The organism is Huaxiibacter chinensis, assembly GCF_022171985.1.
Lineage (GTDB): Bacteria > Pseudomonadota > Gammaproteobacteria > Enterobacterales > Enterobacteriaceae > Enterobacter > Enterobacter chinensis_A.
The window spans coordinates 85,487-109,694 of sequence record NZ_JAJVHF010000008.1 but is presented as its reverse complement, the minus strand read 5'-3'; the positions used below and the strand labels follow the sequence as shown (position 1 = coordinate 109,694).

The window sequence follows — 24,208 nt, the reverse complement described above, 5'->3', positions numbered from 1 at the left end:
ACGTATGTCAGACGCGATAAAAATCTATCACAACCCGCGCTGTTCCAAGAGTCGCGACACGCTGAGCCTGCTGAAATCAAACGGCATTGAGCCCGAGGTCATACTCTATCTGGACACGCCGCCCGATGCCCGGACGATTCGCGCGCTGCTGAGCCAGCTGGGCATGGCCAGCGCTCGTGACCTGATGCGCAAGAAAGAAGATCTCTATAAGCATCTCCATCTGGACGACAGCCATCTCACCGAAGACGAACTGATTAAGGCTATGGTCGAAAATCCGAAGCTCATTGAGCGTCCGATTGTCGTTGCAAACGGGAAAGCCCGTATTGGCCGCCCACCGGAAGATGTCCTCGAACTGCTCAACTAATCGTTGTGCCGCAGCGCGTCGAGAAACGCCTGCGGCGTCCTGTCTCCCAGTTTTTTCTGCGCTTTGCCCAGATTATAAAAACCACAGATCCGTTCCAGCAGCTGATTGACGGGCTCATCGTTGAGCCGGGGGATAATCTCGCCCAGCGGCACGGGAACCTGGACCGCCCGTTGCGGTGCCGGAGCATGTTGAAGCGCGATGCCCAGTGCGGCAGACGACAGATCCAGGCCAATAGTCTCAGCAGATTGTATATCAGCCGGACAGGCAGCCATCACGTCTCGTGCCCAGTGGGACATAAGCTGCGGCGAAATACCTGCATAGAGCCGGGCAAAACACCAGCCGCTGATCGGTTCCCGGGCCCACAACAAATGCTGTTCGCCGCCGTCATCCATATGCAGCGAAAGAGGCAGATGGTGTAACACAAGATGAGTGGGCCGGCGGCCTGCTTTTAACGCTTTAATGCCCCTCTGCATCCCTCCCTGGCGCTCTTTTGCTACCGGTTTGAGATAGCGGTTCAGCGTGGCCCGCGAAACCGAAATACCCAGCCCGTCGTTCACCAGCTGTAAAAGATCGTCCAGCGGGACGGCAAGGCACTCCCGCAGCGCATTTATCAACACCACCTGCTCTTGTCTCAGTGCTTTGTGTATCACCTTTGGCGTGGTGTGGTTATCAGAAACCTGCTCCCGCTTTCGCCAGCGCCGGACCGTGGTCACCGAAATCCCTAACTCTGCTGAGAGCTCACGGTCGCTTCTGGTCGACTCCTGAAGATAGCGACGAATTCGTGGCGTTGTCGTCGCATTGGCATGCAGTTTGATTTCCATCGTGAACCGTCCCGTTTAACTCCGATAACCAATCTTATGAGATTTATATATGAACAGCGATGACATTGTGAGCTATTTCACCTTTTGAACGTCGCGCTTCACTGATAATCCTCAGCAATAACACAACCTCATTACTCAATCTTGTACGGAGTTCACAATGAACAATGTTCTGGGATTTCTTGAAGCAAAACTGATGCCTCTGGCGGCTAAAACGGCGCAGCAGCGGCATCTCGGCGCCATTCGTGGCGCATACGTATCATTCATGCCATTTATTATCGTAGGGTCGATTTTACTGGTGATCTCCTCGTTCCCCAATCAGACCTACCAGCAATTTATGTCTCAGGCCTTTGGTGAAAGCTGGAGCGCCATCATTGAGATCCCGTTCAATGCGGTGTTCTCTACCATGTCGCTGTTTATCAGCTTCCTGGTGGCCTTCAGGCTGGCAGAGCATTATGGTGAAGACCGCATTTCGTGCGGAATCCTGGCGCTGGTGAGCTTCCTGATCCTCACCCCTTTCATTAAGGTCGCCGAGAATGGCGGAATTACGGTGATGCCGGTTGAGTGGATTGGCAGCAAAGGATTATTTGTCGCCATGATTGGCTCACTGCTCTGGACGGAGCTGTTCTGCTGGCTGAAACGTAAAAATCTGGTCATCAAAATGCCCGACGGTGTGCCTCCCGCCGTACAGGAGTCCTTCGCGGCGCTGATCCCAGCTCTGCTGGTGATGATTCTGGTGCTCATCGTCCGCATCGTCTTTGAAAATACCCACTACCACACTATCCATCAATTCATCTATGACGTCGTGGCGACACCGGTTCGCCATTACGGTACCTCGTATTTCGGCGCTCTGATGACGGTTTTCAGTATCACCATTTTGTGGTCCGTGGGGATTAACTCCGGCTCCATGATAAACGGCATCATTCGTCCGCTGTGGATGGAAAACCAGACCGATAATATTGCCGCTATTCAGGCGGGTACCACGCCGCCGCACATCATCACCGAGCAGTTTTTTGACATGATCTGGATGGGCGGCGCGGGGGCCACCTTGTCGCTGGTGATTGCAATGCTGCTGTTTGCCCGCAGTAAAAATATGCGCGAAGTCGCCAGACTGGGCGCGGGTGCGTCGGTATTTAATATCAACGAGCCGATTTTGTTTGGTCTGCCGGTGATCATGAACCCCATCATGCTTATCCCATTCAATCTGGTGCCGCTGGTGCTGGTCACGGTGCAGTATGCGGCCATGAAGCTTGGCGCCGTGGCGGTCACCACCGGGGTCTTTATTCCCTGGACACTCCCCCCCGTTATCAGTGGCTTTATCGTCACCGGGCATATCAGCGGTAGCGTGATGCAGCTTTTGAACCTGCTGATTGGCGCCATGCTCTATCTGCCCTTTATGCGCATCCTTGATAAACAGTACCGCGCCGCGGAGATTGCTTCCGCGACGTCAACCGAAACCACGCTGGCTAAACAGGAGTAAACCATGTGGGGAATTATCGCGACCTGGCGAATGGCGCTGGAAGGCGTTACCGAATCCGCGTCCGCGCTGGCGGCGGGAGAGCCGGTCTCTCAGGCGGTCGTCGATGCCGTTGCGGCCGTTGAAGACTTTCCATTTTACAAATCCGTCGGCTACGGCGGGCTGCCCACCGAAAACGGCGAGGTCGAGCTGGATGCGGCATATATGGATGGCGACACGCTGGCTTTCGGTGCCGTCGGGAACCTGGTGGACATCGCCAACCCGGTGCGCGTCGCGCGGGCATTAAGCCGTCAACGCTATAACAGCCTGATGGTCGGCCAGGGCGCGCGGGAATGGGCGCTCAGCCAGGGATTCGAAGAGAAAGTGATGCTGACCGACCGCGCCATGCAGCACTATCGCAAGCGTTGCCGCGAAACGCTGGATAAAGGTCTTAGCCCGTATGACGGGCACGATACCGTGGGCATCATCGGGCTTGATAATCACGGCTCCATGAGCGTGGCGACGTCAACCAGCGGCCTGTTTATGAAAAAACGGGGCCGGCTTGGCGATTCACCCATTATCGGTTCAGGATTTTACTGTGACAGCGAGACGGGCGCCGCCACGGCCACGGGCGTCGGTGAAGATTTAATGAAAGGCTGCGTCAGCTATGAAATCGTGCGTCGGATGGCGCAGGGGATGTCCCCGCAGCAGGCGGCTGATTCGGTGGTGTTCGAGCTGGAAGACAAACTGATGTCACGCTTTGGCCGCGTCGGCGACCTGTCGGTGGTGTGTATGAATAACAGGGGTGAATTTGGTGCTGCCACCAATATCAAAACCTTCTCCTTCGTGGTGGCGACGGCGCAACAGCCCCTGACGGTCTACCGCACCGAACGCCAGCAGGAAAAAACCCATTATCACGCGGTCGACGAAGCATGGATGCAGGCTTATGCAACCCGCATCCGTGCGCCAATAGAGGAATAATCATGATGACCTGTCAGCTGGTTAATGACCTTTCACACGCCAGGTCAGAAAGCCACTTTATTGCCCCACCGTCCAGCCCCTGCCTGCCTGACACGGCGTTAATCCGTGAGATGCGCGGACATCAGGGAATCTGCGATACCCGTTTTGGCTGTGCGCCTTTCGCGCGTCTCACCTTGCTGCCAGACGAACTGTGGTACGACAACCTGACCGGGGAGCTGATTAACGCGCTACGTCCCCTGCTGGCATCACCAGTCAGCGAAAGCATCATTATCGATGTGAGCGCCATTGACGATACCGTGCTGGTACAACTGCTGCGTTTTCTGTTTAACCAGGCACACCGGTTGAGTGATTTGCAGCTTAAACAGCCGGACGAAAAGGCGATCCGTATCCGTCATATCTCGGTGTTATGCCAACGAGATCAGGAAGATCGCCTGAAGCCGATCGTGAGCCAGCAACGCGCGATCGCCCATGGCATGATCGCCGCACGACGCCTGGCCGATCTGCCTTCCGATCTGTGTACGCCGCAGTTTGTCGTTGAAGAGGCACAACGCCTCTGCGCCGCCTTCCCCGCCCTGCGCTGCGAAGTGCTCGATGAAAAAGCGATCGTTGAGCAAGGCCTTGGCTTGCTCAACGCCGTCGGGAAAGGCGCAAATTGCCCGCCGCGTCTGATGGCCATTCATTACGACGGGGTGACGGATGGACCAGTGCGCTGCTACGTAGGCAAAGGCATTACCTTCGATACTGGCGGCCTGTGGCTGAAAGAAGGCGCGGGCATGTACACCATGAAATACGATATGTGCGGTGCGGCGAACGTGCTGGGCCTAATGCTGGCTGCCGCAGAGCTGCAATTGCCGGTTCGCATGATGGGCGTGCTCGCCCTGGCCGAAAATGCCATCGGGCCGGATGCTATGCAGCCCGGCACGGTAGCCCGCGCCTGTAACGGCCTGACGGTTGAAATCAACAATACCGATGCTGAAGGGCGGCTGGTGCTGGCGGATGCTATCGCCTGGGCCAGCCAGCGCCATCCGCAGGCGCGCTTTATCATCGATATGGCTACCTTGACCGGCGCGGTGGTCAAGGCGCTGGGGTATGAACTCAGTGGATTAATGACTCAGGACGAACCGCTGCGTCGTGCGCTCACGGAGGCCGGTAAACGGTGCGGGGATGAAGTATGGTCCCTGCCGCTGGATGCCCGACTGCGCAAACAAACCGACAGCGCTATCGCCGATCTGTGCAATACGCCCACCAACAATGCAGCGATTAGCGCTTCTGCTGCGTGGCTGCTGCACCATTTCTGCCCGGCTTCGATCCCCTGGGCGCATCTCGACATCAGCGGCACCGCGTTATGGCGCGAGCAAGGCAGAAGCGTAGCCTCGGGCAGGCCTGTTCCGCTGTTGATAACGCATTTGCTGGCGGATATGGCGTGAGATTTTGCCCGGCGGATTTACAGCCGGAGCGTCTCTTTAACGAACGGTATGGTCAGCTTGCGCTGGGCGGTAATAGAGGCATGGTCAAGCTGATCGAGCGTATCGAATAGAGTGCGCATTTCGCGGTCGAGGCGTTTTAACAGAAAACGCCCGACATCTTCCGGCAGTTCAAAGCCGCGCAGACGAGAACGCAGTTGCAGCGCCTGGAGTTTGTCTTCATCCGATAACGGCTGGAGTTTGTAAATTTGCCCCCAGTCGAGGCGGGAGGCCAGATCCGGCAAGCCAAGGTTAAGCTGGCGTGGTGGGCGATCGCCGGTGATCAGCAGGCGGGTTTTGCCCGACTCCAGGATCCGGTTATAGAGATTGAACATCGCCATTTCCCACATCTCATCCCCTGCGATGCATTCAATATTATCGATGCATACCAGCGAAAGGTGTTCCATCCCGTCGAGCACTTCCGGCACAAACCAGGTGCGTTTATCCAGCGGAACATAGCCCACGGCGTCACCGCGCTGAGACAGTTCGGCACAGGCGGCATGCAGCAGATGGCTGCGCCCCGCGCCTTCGCGTGCCCAGATATAGATGTAACCGCTATGTTCCTGACGCAGCACGTTTTGCAGTGCGGCCAGTAAAGAGGGGTTATCGCCCGGCCAGAAACTCGCAAAAGTTTCGTCGTCAGGAAGATAAAGTGGCAAAGAGAGCTGTGCCGGTCCGTTCAGAAATACCTCGATCAAGGTCTCACATAAAATCGGCGATGAGTTTAGCACGGAACCTGCAAGGAGAGAACCGGGCGGATCGTCCGCCCGGTAACAGGATCACGGTGCCGGTCTTTCGCTGTCGTTTGCGTCCAGAATCTCTTCTTCCGGGCGCAAAACGGAGATCAGCTTGAAGATCAGGCTCAGACCCACGCCAACGATGGTGGCCAGCGCCATGCCTTTCAGTTCGGCGGCCCCGATATGCACCTTCGCGCCGCTCACGCCGATGATCAGGATCACCGAGGTCAGAATCAGGTTCTGGGTTTTGTTGTAGTCCACTTTTGATTCAATCAATACGCGAATACCGGATGCCCCGATAACGCCGTACAGTAAAAGCGAGACACCGCCAATCACCGGAACCGGGATAATTTGGATCGCGGCCGCCAGCTTACCGACGCAGGAGAGCAGAATCGCAAAAATCGCCGCGCCACCAATCACCCAGGTACTGTAGACGCGGGTTATTGCCATCACGCCGATATTCTCACCGTAGGTGGTGTTTGGCGTGGAGCCAAAGAAACCGGAAATCATGGTCGACAGGCCATTCGCAAACATGGAGCGATGCAGGCCGGGATCGCGAATCAGATCTTTTTTAACGATGTTCGCCGTCACCACCAGATGGCCCACATGTTCAGCAATGACGACCAGCGCCGCAGGCAAAATGGTGAAAATCGCAAACCACTCGAAACGCGGGGTATAGAAGGTAGGCAGCGCAAACCAGTGCGCCTCTGCAATCGGAGAGGTATCCACCACGCCCATGGCAAAGGAAAGCGCATAACCCGCAAGCACGCCAATCAGAATCGGGATGATTGCCAAAAATCCGCGGAACAGGACGGAACCAAAGACGGTCACACCCAGCGTCACCAGCGAGATGATAATGGTTTTAGAGTCCGGCGCCTGGCCTTCAGCGGGTAACAGGCCCGCCATATTCGCCGCCACGCCTGCGAGTTCCAGGCCGATGACGGCAACGATTGCGCCCATAGCCGCAGGCGGGAACATCACGTCCAGCCAGCCGGTCCCGGCCTTTTTCACAATAAAGGAGACCAGGCAGAACAACACGCCGCACATGATAAACCCGCCCAGCGCGACCTCATACCCCAGCGGCAGCAGCAGTAAGACCGGGGAGATAAAGGCAAAGCTGGAGCCCAGATATGCCGGAATTTTGCCCTTACAGATAAAGAGATAGAGCAGCGTTCCGACACCGTTGAACAGCAGTACGGTGGCCGGGTTGATGTGAAACAGGATTGGCACCAGCACGGTCGCGCCAAACATGGCGAACAGGTGCTGCAAACTAAGCGGGATCGTCTGTAAAAGTGGCGGTCTTTCACTCACCCCGATAGTACGGCGCGTCATAGTGTGTTCCTTAAATGTGTTGGGTTGTTTGTGTTTTATTCAAAAAAAAGCCGACTATCAAAGTCGGCTTCTTTATCATTATTCAATCACTTCGTACCAAAAATCTTGTCGCCGGCATCGCCCAGCCCCGGGATAATGTACCCGTGCTCATTCAGCCCCTGGTCAACAGACGCGGTATAGAGTTCGACGTCCGGGTGGGCTTTCTCAAGTGCTGCAATACCTTCCGGCGCGGCAACCAGTACCAGCACCTTAATGCTGCTGCAGCCTGCATTTTTCAGCAGATCGATCGTGGCAATCATTGAACCGCCGGTAGCCAGCATCGGGTCAACGACCAGCGCCATACGCTCGTCAATGTTTGAAACCAGCTTCTGGAAGTAAGGAACCGGCTCCAGCGTCTCTTCGTCACGGTAAACACCGACAACGCTGATGCGTGCGCTTGGAACGTGCTCCAGCACACCTTCCATCATGCCAAGACCGGCGCGAAGGATAGGCACAACGGTGATTTTTTTGCCTTTGATCTGCTCAACCTGTACCGGGCCGTTCCAGCCCTCGATGGTCACCTTTTCTGTTTCCAGATCGGAGGTTGCTTCGTAAGTCAGTAAGCTTCCTACTTCAGAGGCCAGTTCGCGAAAACGCTTCGTGCTGATGTCATGCTCACGCATCAGGCCCAGCTTGTGTTTAACGAGTGGGTGCTTCACTTCCACAATCTTCATTCTTATTCTCCTCTGAGGTGTCTACCGCAAAAAAATCGCCGGATTATACCGCTTTTTTCGGAGTGCGCCATACCCATCTTACTTGACTGCGATCAACCAAAGTGATTTAAGCAAAAAAAAACCGGAGTGCAAGCTCCGGTTTATGCGTGGGGTTCTGCTCGCTGGCGCTTACAGGTTGTCGCCGTTACTGGCAATAACCTGCTGATACCACTCAAAGGATCTCTTCTTGCTGCGGTTCAGCGTGCCGTTGCCCTCGTTATCTTTATCAACAAAAATAAAGCCGTAGCGTTTTTTCATTTCGCCGGTGCCGGCAGAGACCAGATCGATACAGCCCCACGGGGTGTAGCCCATCAGATCGACTCCGTCTTCCATGACGGCCTTTTTCATCTCGCGGATGTGCGCCGCAAGATAATCGATGCGGTACTGGTCGTTCACCGTGCCATCGCTCTCCTGCACGTCAATCGCGCCAAAACCGTTTTCGACGATAAAGAGGGGAAGCTGATAGTGATCCCAGAACCAGTTCAGGGAGTAACGCAGACCGACCGGATCAATCTGCCAGCCCCAGTCCGATTTCTGCACGTACGGGTTTGAGACCAGGCTTTTGCTTTCGTCGTAATGAAGCTCCGGGTTGTCCGCCATCGCTTTGGTGGCAAACGACATGTAATAGCTGAAGCCGATGTAATCGACGCAGCCCTGCTTCAGGGCGGCAATATCGTCCTCAGTGATATCCAGGTCAAACCCACGGCGCTCGAAGTAATTCAGCAGATGCTGCGGATAATGCCCGCGAACATGCACGTCGGTGAACCAGTAGCGACGATGCATGGCATTCATCGCCATCATCACGTCGTTTGGCGCACAGCTGAGGGGATAGATCGGGCACATCGCAATCATGCAGCCAATCTTTAACGCTGGATTGATTTCGCGACCGGCTTTTACTGCCAGTGCGCTTGCGACCAGCTCGTAGTGCGCGGCCTGGAACATCACCGGTTCGCGATCTTCTCCCGGCGCATAGCGCAGGCCAGAGTTCGTAAACGGCGCAAAATCTTCGTGGAAATTCGCCTGATTATTGATTTCATTGAAGGTCATCCAGTATTTCACTTTGTGCTGGTAACGTTCAAACGCGACCGTCGCGAAACGGACAAAGAAATCAATCAGCTTACGGTTACGCCAGCCGCCGTACTCGGTAACCAGATGGAAAGGCATCTCAAAGTGTGAGAGCGTGATAACCGGTTCGATGCCGTGTTTCAGGCACTCATCAAACAGGTCATCATAAAATTGCAGACCGGCTTCGTTAGGCTCCTGCTCATCGCCATTCGGGAAGAGACGCGTCCAGGCGATGGAGGTACGAAAACATTTAAACCCCATCTCGGCAAAGAGTTTGATGTCTTCTTTATAGCGATGGTAGAAATCGATCGCCTCGTGGTTCGGGTAATTTTTGCCGGGCAGAACGCCCTCGGTGATTTCACGCGGCACGCCGTGCGCCCCGACGGTCATCACGTCCGCGACGCTAACGCCCTTTCCTCCCTCTTTCCAGCCGCCTTCCAGCTGGTGCGCCGCAACGGCACCGCCCCACAGAAAACCTTCTTTAAATCCTGGCATTCTCATTCCCTCATTCTGCGTTATTTTCTGCAAAAACAGTTACAGAAACCGGTTTCAGTGAAATCATGTGCAATGCGCTTAGCTGTTGCAAGCACATTACCGAAACCGGTTTCATTTTCGTGAACGGAGTCAAGTTTGCCGCTTCCTCTTGTCGAGTCAGAAAAATATCGCGCCTCTTTTTCCTTGCGTCGATTAAGGCTCGCAAACGTTTGCCTGGACTGTTAGAATTGCGCCGATTTTTCTTACTATCGCAATGCAATCGCGTGGGGACTTGAGCCGTGACCAACAAAACTTCTCTCAGCTATAAAGATGCCGGTGTTGATATTGACGCAGGTAATGCGCTGGTTGACCGAATCAAAGGTGTGGTGAAAAAAACCCGCCGCCCTGAAGTGATGGGTGGTCTGGGTGGATTCGGCGCACTGTGCGCACTGCCGCAAAAATATCGTGAACCTGTGCTGGTCTCGGGCACGGATGGCGTGGGCACCAAGCTGCGTCTGGCAATGGATTTGAAACGTCATGACACCATCGGCATCGACCTGGTTGCGATGTGCGTGAACGATCTGGTGGTCCAGGGTGCAGAACCGCTGTTCTTCCTCGACTACTACGCGACCGGCAAGCTGGATGTCGACACCGCGGCCAGCGTGATTAATGGGATCGCTGAAGGCTGCCTGCAGTCTGGCTGTGCGCTCGTCGGCGGCGAAACGGCAGAAATGCCCGGCATGTACCACGGCGAAGATTACGACGTCGCGGGCTTCTGCGTGGGTGTGGTAGAAAAATCAGACATTATTGATGGCAGCAAAGTGACCGACGGCGACGTCCTGATTGCGCTTGGCTCCAGCGGTCCGCACTCAAATGGTTACTCTTTGGTGCGCAAAATTGTGGAAGTGAGCGGTTGCGATCCTGAAACCACCCAGCTTGAAGGTAAATCGCTGGCCGATCACCTGCTGGCCCCGACCCGCATCTACGTGAAAAACATTCTTGAGCTGATTGAACAGGTTGACGTTCATGCGATTGCCCACCTGACGGGCGGCGGCTTCTGGGAAAATATTCCCCGCGTTCTGCCGGACAATACCCAGGCTGTTATTGATGAATCCTCCTGGCAGTGGCCAGCCGTATTCAACTGGCTGCAAACCGCGGGCAACGTCAGCCAACACGAAATGTACCGTACCTTTAACTGTGGCGTAGGAATGCTCATCGCGCTGCCGGCCAGTGAAGCAGACAAGGCCATTAGCCTGATGCAGGCGAAGGGTGAAAACGCATGGAAAATCGGTATTATCAAAGCGTCTGATTCCGAAGAGCGTGTGGTCATTGAATGAAAAACATCGTGGTGCTCATTTCCGGTAACGGAAGCAATTTGCAGGCCATCATCGATGCCTGCAAGCAAAAGCAAATTAATGGCACCCTTCGCGCAGTTTTCAGTAACAAGGCCGATGCATTCGGCCTTGAGCGTGCCCGCGAAGCGGGCATTCCGGCGCATGCGCTGGAGGCGAGTCAGTTCTCCGGCCGCGAAGCCTTCGATCGCGAGCTGATGCAGGAAATCGACGCCTATGCCCCCGATGTGGTGGTGCTGGCAGGATACATGCGTATTCTGAGCCCCGCGTTTGTGGCGCATTACGCCGGACGACTGCTGAATATTCACCCGTCTCTTCTGCCCAAATATCCTGGCCTGCACACCCATCGTCAGGTGCTGGAAAACGGCGATGAGGAGCATGGCACCTCCGTTCATTTCGTGACCGACGAACTGGACGGCGGCCCGGTTATTTTGCAGGCCAAAGTCCCGGTGTTTGACGGCGATGAAGAGGATGACATCACCGCGCGGGTTCAGGCGCAGGAACATGCTATCTACCCGCTGGTCGTAAGCTGGTTTGTCGAAGGACGTCTGGCCATGCGCAACAACGCGGCCTGGCTGGATGGCGCACAGCTTCCGGCACAGGGATATGCGGCTGACGACTAGTGTTGTTTTACCGGGGGGCGCGACGCTTAGGCGGACCGATGTACTTTGGGGTCCAGTAAGCGTTACGCCACCCGACATGCCCTCCCCCAACCCTCTAAAATCCCGCAGAAAAAAAATTTACTGTCATACTTTTCTGGCACAGTTGGACATCTCGTGGCAAAGCTCGCCATAATAGAATCGAGACGGATTTGCTGCGTCCCGTGATTGAAACGGAGTGTAAGTTGTAATGGGTCAGGAAAAGTTATACATCGAGAAAGAGCTAAGCTGGTTAGCGTTTAACGAACGCGTGCTTCAGGAAGCGGCGGATAAAAGCAACCCGCTCATTGAGCGGATGCGTTTTTTGGGCATCTATTCAAATAACCTGGATGAGTTCTATAAGGTTCGCTTTGCCGAGCTGAAACGCCGGATTATCATCAGCGAAGAACAAGGTTTAAACTCTAACTCGCGCCACTTGCTTGGGAAGATTCAGTCTCGCGTACTGAAAGCCGATCAGGAATTTGATGGTCTTTATAACGAGTTGCTGCTGGAGATGGCGCGCAACCAGATCTTCCTGATCAATGAACGCCAGCTCTCCGCCAATCAGCAAAGCTGGCTGCGCCACTATTTTAAACATTATCTGCGCCAGCACATCACGCCCATTCTGATCAACCGCGAAACCGATCTGGTGCAGTTCCTGAAAGATGACTACACCTATCTGGCCGTTGAGATTATTCGTGGCGAATCCATCCGCTATGCGCTGCTGGAGATCCCGTCAGATAAAGTCCCGCGCTTCGTCAACCTGCCGCCAGAAACACCGCGCCGACGCAAGCCAATGATTCTGCTGGACAACATACTTCGCTACTGTCTGGACGATATTTTTAAAGGCTTCTTCGATTACGACGCCCTCAACGCCTATTCCATGAAAATGACCCGTGACGCGGAATACGATCTGGTGCACGAAATGGAAGCCAGCCTGATGGAGCTGATGTCATCGAGCCTGAAACAACGTCTGACGGCCGAGCCTGTACGTTTTGTTTATCAGCGCGACATGCCTGATGCGATGGTCGAAATGCTGCGCGATAAGCTCACCATCTCCCGCTATGACTCCATCGTTCCCGGCGGACGCTATCACAACTTTAAGGACTTTATTGGCTTCCCGAATGTCGGCAAAGCCAATCTGGTTAACAAACCGCTGCCGCGTCTGCGTCATATCTGGTTTGATAAATTCCGTAACGGATTCGATGCCATCCGTGAACGCGACGTGCTGCTCTATTACCCGTATCACACCTTTGAGCATGTGCTTGAACTGCTCCGCCAGGCCTCATTCGATCCGAACGTCCTGGCCATTAAGATCAACATTTATCGCGTGGCAAAAGATTCGCGCATCATCGATGCAATGATTCACGCCGCGCACAACGGTAAAAAAGTGACCGTGGTGGTTGAACTGCAGGCGCGCTTTGATGAGGCGGCAAACATTCACTGGGCGCGACGTCTGACGGAAGCGGGCGTGCACGTTATCTTCTCGGCGCCGGGCCTGAAAATTCACGCCAAACTGTTCCTGATCTCCCGTAAAGAGGGAGATGAGGTTGTGCGTTACGCCCATATCGGTACCGGGAACTTCAACGAGAAGACCGCCCGCATCTACACCGACTACTCGCTGCTGACTGCCGATGCGCGTATCACCAACGAAGTGCGCCGGGTCTTTAACTTTATCGAAAACCCTTACCGACCGGTGAGCTTCGACTACCTGCTGGTGTCGCCGCAGAACTCCCGTCGGCTGCTTTACGAGATGATTGATAAAGAAATTGCTGCCGCCCAGGCAGGCGCACCTTCGGGTATCACGCTGAAGCTGAACAACCTGGTCGATAAAGGGCTCGTCGATCGCCTGTATGCGGCCTCTTGCTCCGGTGTGCAGGTCAATCTGTTGATTCGCGGTATGTGTTCATTGATTCCCGAACTGGAGGGCATTAGTGATAATATTCGCGTCATCAGTATCGTTGACCGCTACCTGGAACACGATCGCGTCTATATTTTTGAAAACGGTGGCGAGAAGCGCGTTTACCTTTCCTCTGCGGACTGGATGACGCGCAACATTGATTACCGCATCGAAGTGGCCACGCCGTTGCTTGATCCGCGACTGAAACAGCAGATTTTGAACATTATCGATCTGCAGTTGAGCGACACGGTGAAAGCGCGCTATATCGACAAAGAACTGAGTAACCGCTATGTGCCACGTGGCAACCGCCGTAAAGTGCGCTCACAACTGGCGATTTACGACTATATCAAATCACTCGAGCAACCAGATTAACCTATGCCGATAAATGATAAGACGCCACGACCGCAGGAGTTTGCCGCGGTCGATTTAGGTTCTAACAGCTTTCATATGGTCATCGCCCGTGAGGTGGATGGCGCTATGCAGATCATTGGTCGCCTGAAACAGCGCGTACACCTGGCTGACGGCCTTGATGATCAAAATATGCTCAGCGAAGAGGCGATGGAGCGGGGCCTGGCTTGCCTGTCGCTGTTTGCCGAACGACTGCAAGGGTTCTCGGCTTCCAGCGTGTGCATTGTGGGCACTCACACATTGCGTCAGGCGCTGAACGCGCCGGATTTTCTGAAGCGGGCTGAGAAAGTGATCCCCTACCCGATTGAAATCATTTCGGGGAACGAGGAAGCACGTCTGATCTTTATGGGCGTTGAACACACCCAGCCAGAGAAAGGCCGTAAGCTGGTGATTGACATCGGCGGGGGGTCAACGGAGCTGGTGATTGGCGAAGACTTCGAACCAAAGCTGGTCGAAAGCCGCCGTATGGGCTGCGTAAGCTTCGCGCAAATGTACTTCCCCGGTGGCGCCATCAGCCGGGAAAACTTCCAGCGCGCCCGGATGGCGGCGGTTCAAAAACTGGAATCGCTCGCCTGGCAGTATCGCCTGCAAGGCTGGAACGTTGCGCTTGGTGCCTCTGGCAGTATCAAAGCAGCGCACGAAGTGCTGCTTGAGATGGGCGAAAAAGATGGTTTTATCACCCCTGAGCGTCTGGATATGCTTCGCGAAGAGGTGCTCAAATTTAAGAGCTTTGACGCACTGAGCCTGCCGGGCCTGTCTGAGGAACGCAAAGCGGTGTTCGTGCCGGGTCTGGCGATTCTGTGCGGCGTTTTTGATGCGCTGGCGATTCGTGAACTGCGTCTTTCTGACGGCGCGCTCCGCGAAGGCGTGCTGTATGAGATGGAGGGCCGTTTCCGCCATCAGGATATTCGCAGCCGCACGGCGCAGAGCCTGGCGAACCAGTACAATATCGATCGTGAACAGGCTAAACGCGTTCTGGACACCACCACACATATTTACGATCAGTGGGCTGAACAGAATCCGAAGCTTGTCCATCCCCAGCTTGCAGCTCTGCTGAAGTGGAGCGCGATGCTGCATGAAGTTGGCCTGAATATTAACCACAGTGGGATGCATCGCCACTCGGCCTATATTCTGCAAAACAGCGATCTGCCCGGCTATAACCAGGAGCAGCAAAGCATGATGGCGACGCTGGTGCGTTACCACCGTAAGGCGATCAAGCTCGACGATCTGCCTCGCTTTACGCTGTTCAAGAAAAAACAGTTCCTGCCTCTGATTCAGATTTTACGCCTCGGCGTACTGCTGAATAATCAGCGCCAGGCCACAACCACCCCGCCAACGCTGCGGCTCAAAACGGACGACCACCACTGGACGCTGAGCTTCCCGCACGACTGGTTCAGCCAGAACGCGCTGGTGCTTCTGGATCTTGAAAAAGAGCAGCAGTACTGGGAAGCGGTCACCGGCTGGATGTTGAAAATCGAAGAAGACCAGTCGCCAGAGATCGCCGCATAACACCCGCCCTCAGGCGTCCCCGGACGCCTGAGTCTCTATCAGTGATTCCATCGGTTCCGGTTTGCCGATTAAATACCCCTGTAAATAGTCAATGCCTAACGCACTGGCCGCGCTTCGTATCTCTTCGCTTTCGACATACTCCGCAACCACCAGCATTTTTTTCATCCGCGCCAGATGGCATATCGACGCCACGATCTGGTAATCCAGACTGTTATCCACGATGTTGCGAATAAAGCTTCCGTCGATTTTCAGGATGTCAGCATCGACGCTTTTAAGCCGTGCATAGCTCGCATAACCGGTACCAAAATCGTCAATGGCAATACGCGATCCCATAAGCTGAAGCTGTTTGATCGTCTGCATGGCCATCTCCGCATTGCCAAAATGACTGTTTTCCGTGATTTCAAATATCAGCTGCCAGGCCTCTACGGCATATTTCTTTAGCAAGCGGCTGACCTCCAGGGGAAACTGTCCCCGACACACCGTTGAGGGCGCAAGGTTGATCGCAAAGCGCTTGCCAGGCAGTTTTTCACGGTGTTCAGCTAAAAACTGTAGCGTTCGCTCCAGTACCCAGAGGTCCACGCGCGACGATAAACCAAACTCCTGCGCCACGGGCAGGAAGCGGTCTGGCGATAACAGGCTGCCTTTTTCATCCGGCATTCTCAGCAGCACTTCATGATAGTGATCGCCCCGAACGCCCATCACGGGCTGTACCATCAGCGCAAATTCATTCTGTTCCAGCGCGCGCTGCAGACGATTCATCATATCGACTTTATTTTTCAGGCTTCGCTGCAGGTTAACCGCCCCGCGCTGCTGCAGGCTTTCAGGATGGTTCGTGGAGAGGGAGAGATCGGCAATGACGCTCAGCTCCCCCAGCAGCAGAAAGAGATGATTGACCGGGGAGCGTACATAGCAATAGCTAATGCCGACCTGAGGTTGCAGCGGCATACCGTCCCAGACAAAGCGAAAACCTTTGATGTGCTCATCCAGCGCCTCAATGCGCGACTGGTGAGACTCGGTGTTCAGCCGTATGGCGAGGTCATGTCCGGGCAGCTGATACACGCGCTCATGCGTTTCCAGCAATCGATTAATCCATGCGGCCAGCTGCTGTTTATACTGAATGCGCAGCAGCACGCCGTAGTTGCGCCCCAGCACTTCCAGTTCAGGAATGCGCAATAAGCACAGCGCCGACCAGGGAAAACGGGTTAACGTGCGGGTCAACGCCCGTAAATTCGGCATGTGAAGCACGGGATCGAGAAAAGCCAGCCGACGGGCGCGTTGTGTGATATCGCGTTGACGGGTGGCCAGCATCGCCATATAAATCACCACAAACGAGAAGACAAGATAGCTTGAGGAGGTGATAGCCAGCTGAATATCGTATACCGGTGATAACGGGATATAGCGGAAGAAATAGTGAATCGAGACCACCAGTACCGGCGTCCAGATTAGCGAGACCAGCCGATAGCCAAAGCGCATTGAGCCCCATAACATCACCGGCATTAGCAGGGACAGCGTATAGTTAGTGCCAAATATCGAGCTATTTTCGTTAACAGGGATCATCAGTAAACAGAACAGGCTGCCCAGGATCGCTGCCCAGACGATAAACTCCACCACCGTCACTTTTTTGTCGATTTGCGCACGAATCTGGGCGATGAGCCCGTTGATATACCGCGGATGACGAATCAGTCGAATCAGTAAATAACAAAAGGGGACACCGGTAAGCCCGCTTACCAGCAGAGCCTGATAGTTTATCAGGGTTCGAATACTCATCGGATTGATGCCCGCCATGCTTTCGCGACTGTGGTAAATCCCCAGGTAGACGGCGAACTGAAAGAGCACTAAAAACAGCGTCGCAGGGCAAAATACCTGCCAGAAAATCCGCTGCGACATTAATCGCACGTCCCCGTAGGGCACCATATTCCGCCGTGGCGCGAAGACCCGATAACCGCCCCAGCTGATAATCAGCGGCACGACAAAGTGGATGACCGAGGCCACCGTTTCGAAGAGGCCTATCGCGTCGTAATAGCGATAAAACAGCGAAAGGATAATGCCCGGCAACGCGGCCAGTCCGAAAAACATCATCAGCGCCTGCAGGAAGGCGAGCGGCAGATAGTAGAGAACCGCCACCCCCCCTGCGATCTGGGTATAGGTATTGGCATAACTGAGTAAAGGCAGTAGCACGATGGGCAGAACCAGGGGAAGCGCCCACCAGCGATCTTTATTTTTAATCAGGAGCGTGAGAATGTGCATAGATGCCCGTATAACACCCTTTTGATCCTGAGGGTAAATTAAGACAGGCATCCAACCTGACGTAACTGTCGCAACCTAATGAAAGGTGACACACTGGAGCAGGGATTGTAGTTATGCACGCAGGGAAACTATTGACTTAAATCAAATTAATACGCTCAAATACCCTTTGTTACGAACTTTTTTTTTGCATTTTTATTCTTTCTATCAAGGGGCTAAATACTATTATCATTATCTATACGAATACATAATTTAATCATTGACGGATTTTTACAGATTGCGTAATTGACCCTCTCTTTCCTCTGTGCCTTAATATCCCTGTCGCCCAAAGGGTATGTCCAGGAAAATCACAGTGAGTCAGGCCACACGTATGCATAAACGACATCGATTTAACACTCGAATGACACGCATCATCCTGCTTATTAGCTTCCTGTTCTTCTTTGGCCGCTTTGTCTACTCCTCCATCGGTGCCTGGTATCACCATCAGGAAAAAACACAGTCTCAGCAATCCAGTTTGTCGGTTGAAACCCCGGCGCGCTAACGCACGAATCCAGGCCGTCTGCCGCCTGTTTGTGATTTATGGGTGATATCACTCCTGTGAGAATTTGCCCCCGCCGTCTCCCTGACCACAGCCTGCCAGCGTGCGAATTGTATCGCACTGTATCTCTGCTCTCAGGCTTACGCACCAATACAAATAAGCCGCTTTCGTAAACAATCACGATACATAAAAATGGTCTTCTGTGTCTGTCGTCATTCTTAACCGATGAGGAGAACACAGATGATACATCGCTATTTACTGCTGCCTTTATTCGCTCTCACGACTGCCACCGGTGCATTCGCCGCCCCCCTGAGCGGACTGAGTGCCGCAGACGTGAACGGACCCGCTGCCGTCGCCCCGCTTGAGCAGGCTCAACCACCGGCGAAACTCATTGTCGATCCGCCGCTTGCCGGCCCACTGGCAAAAGGCGCGGTCTTTATCCAGTACCGCGCTGAAAACCTGCGGATTGAACCTGTCTTCGGGCCTGAGGCGTTAAAAGTCACGCCGCGTATCGGTCATATCCACGTCATTGTGGATAACGCCCCCTGGCACTGGGCGGACGCCAGCGGCGAGCCGGTAACTCTGGTCGGGCTGCCTGCAGGCAAACACAGCGTCACGATTATTCTGGCCGATCCAACCCATAAACCGCTCGATCGTAAAACCATTGCGTTCACCGTACCGCCCCACGCGGCCGTCCATCACTTTTGAAGGCATTGAGATGAAGAGATTATCTGTATTCACGGCGGGTCTGTTGGCGTTATCCGCCAGTGCATTCGCACAGAATCCCACGAGCGTGGTGCTGGTTCATGGCGCCTTTGCCGATGGCAGCAGCTGGAATAAGGTCATTCACCAGCTACAGAAGCAGCATACCGAGGTCATTGCCGTGCAGCTGCCCCTGACATCGTTAAAAGAGGATGTCGCCGCCACCCAGCGCGCCATCGCCCGCGCACATGGCGATGTGGTGCTGGTCGGACACTCCTGGGGCGGCACGGTGATTACCGAAGCCGGCAACGATGCCCGGGTAAAATCCCTGGTCTACGTGGCGGCGTTCGCGCCGGACGCCGGTCAGTCAACGGCAGACCTGGCAGGACGCTATCCCGCGCCGCCGGGGAGCGCTGATATCGCAAAAACGGCCGACGGCTATTTGTATCTGCCACCTGCTGCGGTGCGTCAGGATTTCGCCCCTGATGCCACCGCAACTGAACAGCAAAGCATCGCGGCAACGCAGGGCCCCATTAAGGCCGATGCCTTCGCCGAGAAAATCACCCACGCCGCGTGGCATGACAAACCCAGCTGGTTTGTCGTCAGTCAGCATGACCGAATGATTAATCCGGATCTTGAACGGGCGATGGCGCAACAGATTCATGCAAAAACCACGCAGGTCGCGGCAAGTCATGTCTCCATGATCAGCCACCCGGAGCAGGTTACGCAAGTGATTGAACAGGCGGTGATGGGGAAATAAAGAGACAAAAAAGCCCGCTTTACGCGGGCTTGACAAGCTATTGATTGAAAAGGGTTATTCCCACTCAATCGTCGCAGGTGGCTTACCGCTGATGTCATACACCACGCGGGAGATACCGTTCACTTCATTGATAATGCGGTTGGACACGCGGCCTAAGAAGTCGTAAGGCAGGTGCGCCCAGTGCGCGGTCATGAAGTCGATGGTTTCGACCGCACGCAGGGAAACCACCCAGTCGTATTTACGGCCATCGCCCATCACGCCAACAGAGCGAACCGGCAGGAACACGGTGAACGCCTGGCTCACTTTGTTGTACAGATCGGCTTTGTGCAGCTCTTCAATGAAGATAGCATCCGCGCGACGCAGCAGGTCGCAGTACTCTTTCTTCACTTCGCCCAGCACGCGCACGCCCAGACCCGGGCCCGGGAACGGGTGGCGGTAGAGCATATCGTACGGCAGACCCAGTTCCAGACCGATCTTGCGCACTTCGTCTTTAAACAGCTCACGCAGTGGCTCAACCAGACCCATCTTCATCTCTTTCGGCAGGCCGCCCACGTTGTGGTGAGATTTGATGACGTGTGCTTTACCGGTTGCAGAAGCCGCGGATTCGATCACGTCTGGGTAGATAGTGCCCTGCGCCAGCCACTTCACGTCTTCCAGCTTCAGCGCCTCTTCATCGAACACTTCAACGAAGACGCGACCGATGATTTTACGTTTCGCTTCCGGATCGTTTTCACCGGCCAGCGCGTCGAGGAAGCGCTTCTCGCCTTCCACGTGGATGATGTTCAGCCCGAAGTGGTCACCAAACATGTCCATTACCTGCTGGGCTTCGTTCAGACGCAGCAGGCCGTTGTCCACGAAAACGCAGGTCAGGTTTTTGCCAATCGCACGGTGCAGCAGCATCGCGGTGACGGAGGAGTCAACGCCGCCGGACAGGCCGAGGATGACTTTGTCATTGCCCACCTGCTGACGAATACGCTCAATCGCATCGTCGATGATTTTGGCCGGCGTCCACAGCGCTTCACACTGGCAAATATCGCGAACAAAACGATCCAGCATGCGCATACCCTGACGGGTGTGGGTCACTTCCGGGTGGAACTGCACGCCGTAAAAGCGTTTTTCTTCGTTAGCCATAATGGCGAACGGGCAGGTCTCGGTGCTGGCGACGGTGACAAAGTCAGACGGAATCGCCGTTACTTTGTCGCCGTGGCTCATCCACACGTCCAGCAGCGGTTTACCGTCTGCGGTCAGGGAGTCTTCGATACCGCGAACCAGCGCGCTGTCGGTCAAGACTTCTACCTGTGCATAGCCAAACTCACGCTCGTTAGAGGCTTCTACGTGACCACCCAGCTGCATCGCCATGGTCTGCATGCCGTAGCACACGCCAAATACCGGCACGCCCGCTTCAAAGACATATTGCGGTGCGCGAGGGCTGTTATCTTCGGTGGTGCTCTCCGGGCCGCCGGAAAGAATAATGCCGCTTGGATTGAATTCACGAATTTGTGCTTCTGTGACATCCCACGCCCACAGCTCACAATAAACGCCCAGTTCACGTACGCGACGTGCAACAAGCTGTGTGTACTGCGATCCGAAATCCAGGATAAGAATGCGATGTTTATGAATGTTTTCCGTCATTGACGATAATTCCGAGGCAAGTGAAACAAAGCGCCCGGCTTAGAGCCGGGCGCGGAAACTTATCAGGAGCCCAGACGATAGTTCGGGGACTCTTTGGTGATCGTCACGTCGTGAACGTGACTTTCCTGGATACCGGCACCGCTGATACGGACGAATTCTGCCTTCGTACGCAGCAGGTCAATGGTACCACAGCCGGTGAGACCCATACAGGAACGCAGGCCGCCCATTTGCTGGTGGATGATCTCTTTCAGGTGACCTTTATAGGCTACGCGACCTTCGATACCTTCCGGTACCAGTTTGTCAGCCGCGTTGTCGGTCTGGAAGTAACGGTCTGAGGAGCCTTTCGACATCGCGCCCAGGGAACCCATTCCACGGTAGGACTTATAAGAACGTCCCTGGAACAACTCGATTTCACCTGGAGATTCTTCCGTACCCGCCAGCATAGAACCTACCATCACGGCAGCAGCGCCCGCGGCGATAGCTTTCGCGATGTCGCCGGAGAAGCGGATACCGCCGTCAGCGATAACCGGAATACCGGTGCCTTCCAGCGCTTCAACCGCGTCGGAGACTGCAGTGATCTGTGGAACACCGACGCCCGTCACGATACGCGTCGTACAGATTGAGCCAGGGCCGATACCAACCTTCACCGCGCTGCAACCGGCTTCAGCCAGCGCGCGAGCGCCAGCGCCCGTCGCCACATTGCCGCCGATGATCTGTAAGTCTGGGTATTTTGCACGGGTTTCACGAATACGTTGCAGCACGCCTTCGGAGTGGCCGTGTGAGGAGTCGATCAGCAGAACGTCAACGCCCGCCGCCACCAGCGCATCAACGCGCTCTTCGTTGCCAGCACCGGCACCCACCGCTGCGCCAACGCGCAGACGGCCATGCTCGTCTTTACAGGCGTTAGGTTTACGTTCTGCTTTCTGGAAATCTTTCACGGTGATCATGCCGCGAAGGTGGAAGCTATCGTCAACCACCAGGGCTTTCTCTACGCGTTTTTCATGCATTTTCGCCAGCACGACGTCGCGGGTTTCCCCTTCACGCACCGTCACCAGACGCTCTTTCGGCGTCATATAAACGCTGACAGGCTGGTTCAGATCGGTCACGAAACGCACGTCACGGCCGGTGATGATCCCCACCAGTTCGTAATCTTCCGTCACGACAGGGTAGCCCGCAAAGCCGTTACGCTCGGTCAGCGCTTTGACTTCATGCAGGGTGGTCGTCGGCAGAACGGTCTGTGGGTCGGATACGATACCGGATTCATGTTTCTTCACGCGGCGAACTTCTTCCGCCTGGCGTTCGATAGACATGTTTTTATGAATAAAGCCGATGCCACCTTCCTGTGCCAGGGCGATTGCCAGGCGCGCTTCAGTCACGGTGTCCATAGCCGCAGAGAGCATAGGAATGTTCAGGCGAATGGATTTCGTCAACTGGGTGCTGAGATCGGCAGTATTCGGCAGAACGGTGGAATGAGCGGGAACGAGGAGGACGTCGTCAAACGTCAGTGCTTCTTTAGCAATACGTAGCATGGGCAATATCTCTGACCTGGGTGGTTAAATATTGCCGTGGCATTATACAGAGCGTAACCGATTGCATCTACACTTTTTTATAAAAATGCTTGCGATTGTCCCTGAGCGGGTTACTATCGACTGAATAACCTGCTGATTTAGAATTTGATCCCGCTCACATGTTATCCTCTCAGACCTCCTCAATTTTTACCGTTAGCCGCCTTAATCAATCGGTTCGTTTGCTGCTTGAGCAGGAGATGGGACAGGTCTGGATCAGCGGCGAGATCTCTAATTTCACGCAGCCCTCATCCGGTCACTGGTACTTCACGCTAAAAGACGACACCGCTCAGGTGCGCTGCGCAATGTTCCGCAACAGCAACCGTCGCGTGACGTTTCGCCCTCAGCATGGTCAACAGGTTCTGGTTCGCGCCAATATCACTTTGTATGAGCCGCGCGGCGATTATCAAATCATCGTCGAAAGCATGCAGCCTGCGGGCGAAGGGTTACTCCAGCAAAAATACGAGCAGCTGAAAGCAAAACTTTCCGATGAAGGCTTGTTCGATCAGCAGTTCAAAAAAACGCTGCCCTCCCCTGCGCACTGCGTGGGCGTGATCACCTCAAAAACCGGTGCCGCGTTACACGATATTTTGCATGTTCTGAAGCGTCGCGACCCTTCCCTGCCGGTAGTTATCTATCCGACCGCCGTTCAGGGTGACGATGCGCCAGGCCAAATCGTGCGCGCCATTGAGCTGGCAAACGCCCGTCAGGAATGCGACGTGCTGATTGTCGGGCGCGGTGGCGGTTCGCTGGAAGATTTATGGAGCTTTAACGACGAACGCGTGGCGCGGGCCATTTTCGCAAGCCAGATCCCGGTTGTCAGCGCCGTCGGCCACGAAACGGACGTGACCATCGCGGATTTTGTCGCCGACCTCCGCGCGCCAACGCCATCCGCCGCGGCGGAAGTGGTGAGCCGCAATCAGCTGGAACTGCTGCGCCAGTTGCAGAACGGTCAACAGCGTCTGGAGATGGCGATGGATTATTTCCTTGCCAGCCGCACGCGGCGGTTTACCCAGCTTCACCATCGTTTGCAACAGCAGCACCCGCAGCTGCGCCTGGCGCGTCAGCAAACCGTGCTGGACCGTCTGCGCCAGCGAATGAACTTTGCGCTGGATAATCAGCTTAAGCGTGCGGTATCGCGCCAGCAGCGCCTCACTCAGCGTCTGAACCAGCAAAATCCACAGCCGAAGATTTATCGCGCACAAACCCGCATTCAACAGCTTGAGTATCGCCTGGCGGAAAATATCCGCACCCGCCTTAGCGCAACGCGTGAACGGTTTGGCAATGCCGTCACCCATCTCGAGGCAGTCAGCCCGCTCTCGACGCTGGCGCGTGGCTATAGCGTCACGACGGCCACCGATGGCAAAGTTCTGAAGCAAACGAAGCAGGTCAAAGCCGGAGATGTGCTGACCACCCGCCTGTCTGACGGCTGGGTTGAGAGCGAAGTGAAAGCAATTCAGCCGGTGAAAAAGCCCCGTCAGAAAAAAACCGGATAATTCTTCGTCGGTTACAAACTAT

The 24,208-nt window shown here is 55.0% G+C and carries 20 protein-coding genes; 12 read left to right on the top strand and 8 right to left on the bottom strand.

Going from position 1 to position 24,208, the window contains the following annotated elements; all coding sequences use genetic code 11:
* The first annotated feature begins 4 nt into the window (after window positions 1-4).
* Entirely contained in the window at window positions 5-364 is a 360-nt protein-coding gene (gene arsC / locus LZP96_RS17390; RefSeq protein WP_064326953.1) for an arsenate reductase (glutaredoxin), read from the top strand.
* Here arsC and LZP96_RS17385 read toward each other — a convergent pair.
* Window positions 361-1,185: a hypothetical protein gene (locus LZP96_RS17385; protein WP_064326954.1), complete on the bottom strand. Its 825-nt coding sequence runs from the start codon at window positions 1,183-1,185 to the stop codon at window positions 361-363. The two genes, arsC and LZP96_RS17385, sit on opposite strands and share 4 nt — an antisense overlap.
* A gap of 157 nt (window positions 1,186-1,342) precedes the next feature.
* Here LZP96_RS17385 and celB point away from each other — a divergent pair, with 157 nt between their 5' ends.
* Genes celB through LZP96_RS17370 form a run of 3 tightly spaced genes read left to right on the top strand, consistent with a single transcriptional unit; the run spans window position 1,343 to window position 5,046 of the window.
* Window positions 1,343-2,662 carry a PTS cellobiose transporter subunit IIC gene (celB, locus tag LZP96_RS17380; protein ID WP_064326955.1) on the top strand — a complete coding sequence of 440 codons (1,320 nt, stop codon included), beginning with the start codon at window positions 1,343-1,345 and terminating at the stop codon, window positions 2,660-2,662.
* A 3-nt stretch (window positions 2,663-2,665) separates the two neighbouring features.
* Window positions 2,666-3,619 carry a glycosylasparaginase gene (locus tag LZP96_RS17375; protein WP_064326956.1) on the top strand — a complete coding sequence of 318 codons (954 nt, stop codon included), beginning with the start codon at window positions 2,666-2,668 and terminating at the stop codon, window positions 3,617-3,619.
* A 2-nt stretch (window positions 3,620-3,621) separates the two neighbouring features.
* The gene (locus tag LZP96_RS17370; RefSeq protein WP_064326957.1) at window positions 3,622-5,046 is read left to right on the top strand and encodes a leucyl aminopeptidase family protein; all 1,425 of its coding nucleotides are present in this window, start codon (window positions 3,622-3,624) and stop codon (window positions 5,044-5,046) included.
* A 17-nt stretch (window positions 5,047-5,063) separates the two neighbouring features.
* Here LZP96_RS17370 and LZP96_RS17365 read toward each other — a convergent pair whose 3' ends face one another.
* The 4 genes from LZP96_RS17365 to LZP96_RS17350 all read right to left on the bottom strand — a co-directional run bounded on the left by LZP96_RS17365 (window position 5,064) and on the right by LZP96_RS17350 (window position 9,463).
* Complete coding sequence (locus LZP96_RS17365; protein ID WP_230354138.1) at window positions 5,064-5,765, bottom strand: DnaA inactivator Hda; 702 nt, start codon at window positions 5,763-5,765, stop codon at window positions 5,064-5,066.
* 96 nt (window positions 5,766-5,861) lie between these two features.
* Window positions 5,862-7,151 carry a uracil permease gene (gene uraA / locus LZP96_RS17360; protein WP_064326959.1) on the bottom strand — a complete coding sequence of 430 codons (1,290 nt, stop codon included), beginning with the start codon at window positions 7,149-7,151 and terminating at the stop codon, window positions 5,862-5,864.
* 86 nt (window positions 7,152-7,237) lie between these two features.
* Complete coding sequence (gene upp, locus LZP96_RS17355) at window positions 7,238-7,864, bottom strand: uracil phosphoribosyltransferase (RefSeq protein ID WP_064326960.1); 627 nt, start codon at window positions 7,862-7,864, stop codon at window positions 7,238-7,240.
* Window positions 7,865-8,032: 168 nt separating this feature from the next.
* Window positions 8,033-9,463, bottom strand: a complete 1,431-nt coding sequence (locus LZP96_RS17350) for a 6-phospho-beta-glucosidase (RefSeq protein WP_064326961.1) — start codon at window positions 9,461-9,463, stop codon at window positions 8,033-8,035.
* Window positions 9,464-9,741: 278 nt separating this feature from the next.
* On the opposite strand from LZP96_RS17350, the gene purM reads away from it, so the two are divergent.
* From purM to ppx, 4 genes are all read left to right on the top strand, one after another.
* Complete coding sequence (gene purM, locus LZP96_RS17345) at window positions 9,742-10,779, top strand: phosphoribosylformylglycinamidine cyclo-ligase (protein ID WP_064326962.1); 1,038 nt, start codon at window positions 9,742-9,744, stop codon at window positions 10,777-10,779.
* Window positions 10,776-11,417: a phosphoribosylglycinamide formyltransferase gene (gene purN / locus LZP96_RS17340; protein WP_258926187.1), complete on the top strand. Its 642-nt coding sequence runs from the start codon at window positions 10,776-10,778 to the stop codon at window positions 11,415-11,417. Before purM ends, purN begins: the two co-directional genes overlap by 4 nt.
* Window positions 11,418-11,643: 226 nt before the next feature.
* Window positions 11,644-13,704: a polyphosphate kinase 1 gene (ppk1, locus tag LZP96_RS17335; protein ID WP_064326964.1), complete on the top strand. Its 2,061-nt coding sequence runs from the start codon at window positions 11,644-11,646 to the stop codon at window positions 13,702-13,704.
* A 3-nt stretch (window positions 13,705-13,707) separates the two neighbouring features.
* Window positions 13,708-15,249 carry an exopolyphosphatase gene (gene ppx, locus LZP96_RS17330; RefSeq protein ID WP_064326965.1) on the top strand — a complete coding sequence of 514 codons (1,542 nt, stop codon included), beginning with the start codon at window positions 13,708-13,710 and terminating at the stop codon, window positions 15,247-15,249.
* A 9-nt stretch (window positions 15,250-15,258) separates the two neighbouring features.
* Here the strand turns inward: ppx and LZP96_RS17325 are convergent, their stop codons facing one another.
* The gene (locus tag LZP96_RS17325) at window positions 15,259-17,496 is read right to left on the bottom strand and encodes a bifunctional diguanylate cyclase/phosphodiesterase (protein WP_064326966.1); all 2,238 of its coding nucleotides are present in this window, start codon (window positions 17,494-17,496) and stop codon (window positions 15,259-15,261) included.
* A 349-nt stretch (window positions 17,497-17,845) separates the two neighbouring features.
* On the opposite strand from LZP96_RS17325, the gene LZP96_RS17320 reads away from it, so the two are divergent.
* From LZP96_RS17320 to LZP96_RS17310, 3 genes are all read left to right on the top strand, one after another.
* The gene (locus LZP96_RS17320) at window positions 17,846-18,034 is read left to right on the top strand and encodes a YfgG family protein (RefSeq protein ID WP_064326967.1); all 189 of its coding nucleotides are present in this window, start codon (window positions 17,846-17,848) and stop codon (window positions 18,032-18,034) included.
* 237 nt (window positions 18,035-18,271) lie between these two features.
* Entirely contained in the window at window positions 18,272-18,739 is a 468-nt protein-coding gene (locus LZP96_RS17315) for a DUF6130 family protein (protein WP_064326968.1), read from the top strand.
* Window positions 18,740-18,749: 10 nt separating this feature from the next.
* Window positions 18,750-19,493 (top strand): alpha/beta fold hydrolase, encoded by a 744-nt coding sequence (locus LZP96_RS17310; RefSeq protein WP_064326969.1) that lies wholly within the window; start codon window positions 18,750-18,752, stop codon window positions 19,491-19,493.
* 54 nt (window positions 19,494-19,547) lie between these two features.
* Here LZP96_RS17310 and guaA read toward each other — a convergent pair whose 3' ends face one another.
* Window positions 19,548-21,125: a glutamine-hydrolyzing GMP synthase gene (gene guaA / locus LZP96_RS17305; protein WP_064326970.1), complete on the bottom strand. Its 1,578-nt coding sequence runs from the start codon at window positions 21,123-21,125 to the stop codon at window positions 19,548-19,550.
* A 62-nt stretch (window positions 21,126-21,187) separates the two neighbouring features.
* The gene (gene guaB / locus LZP96_RS17300) at window positions 21,188-22,654 is read right to left on the bottom strand and encodes an IMP dehydrogenase (RefSeq protein WP_064326971.1); all 1,467 of its coding nucleotides are present in this window, start codon (window positions 22,652-22,654) and stop codon (window positions 21,188-21,190) included.
* Between the two features lie 158 nt (window positions 22,655-22,812).
* On the opposite strand from guaB, the gene xseA reads away from it, so the two are divergent.
* The gene (xseA, locus tag LZP96_RS17295; protein WP_064326972.1) at window positions 22,813-24,186 is read left to right on the top strand and encodes an exodeoxyribonuclease VII large subunit; all 1,374 of its coding nucleotides are present in this window, start codon (window positions 22,813-22,815) and stop codon (window positions 24,184-24,186) included.
* Window positions 24,187-24,208 lie beyond the last annotated feature (22 nt).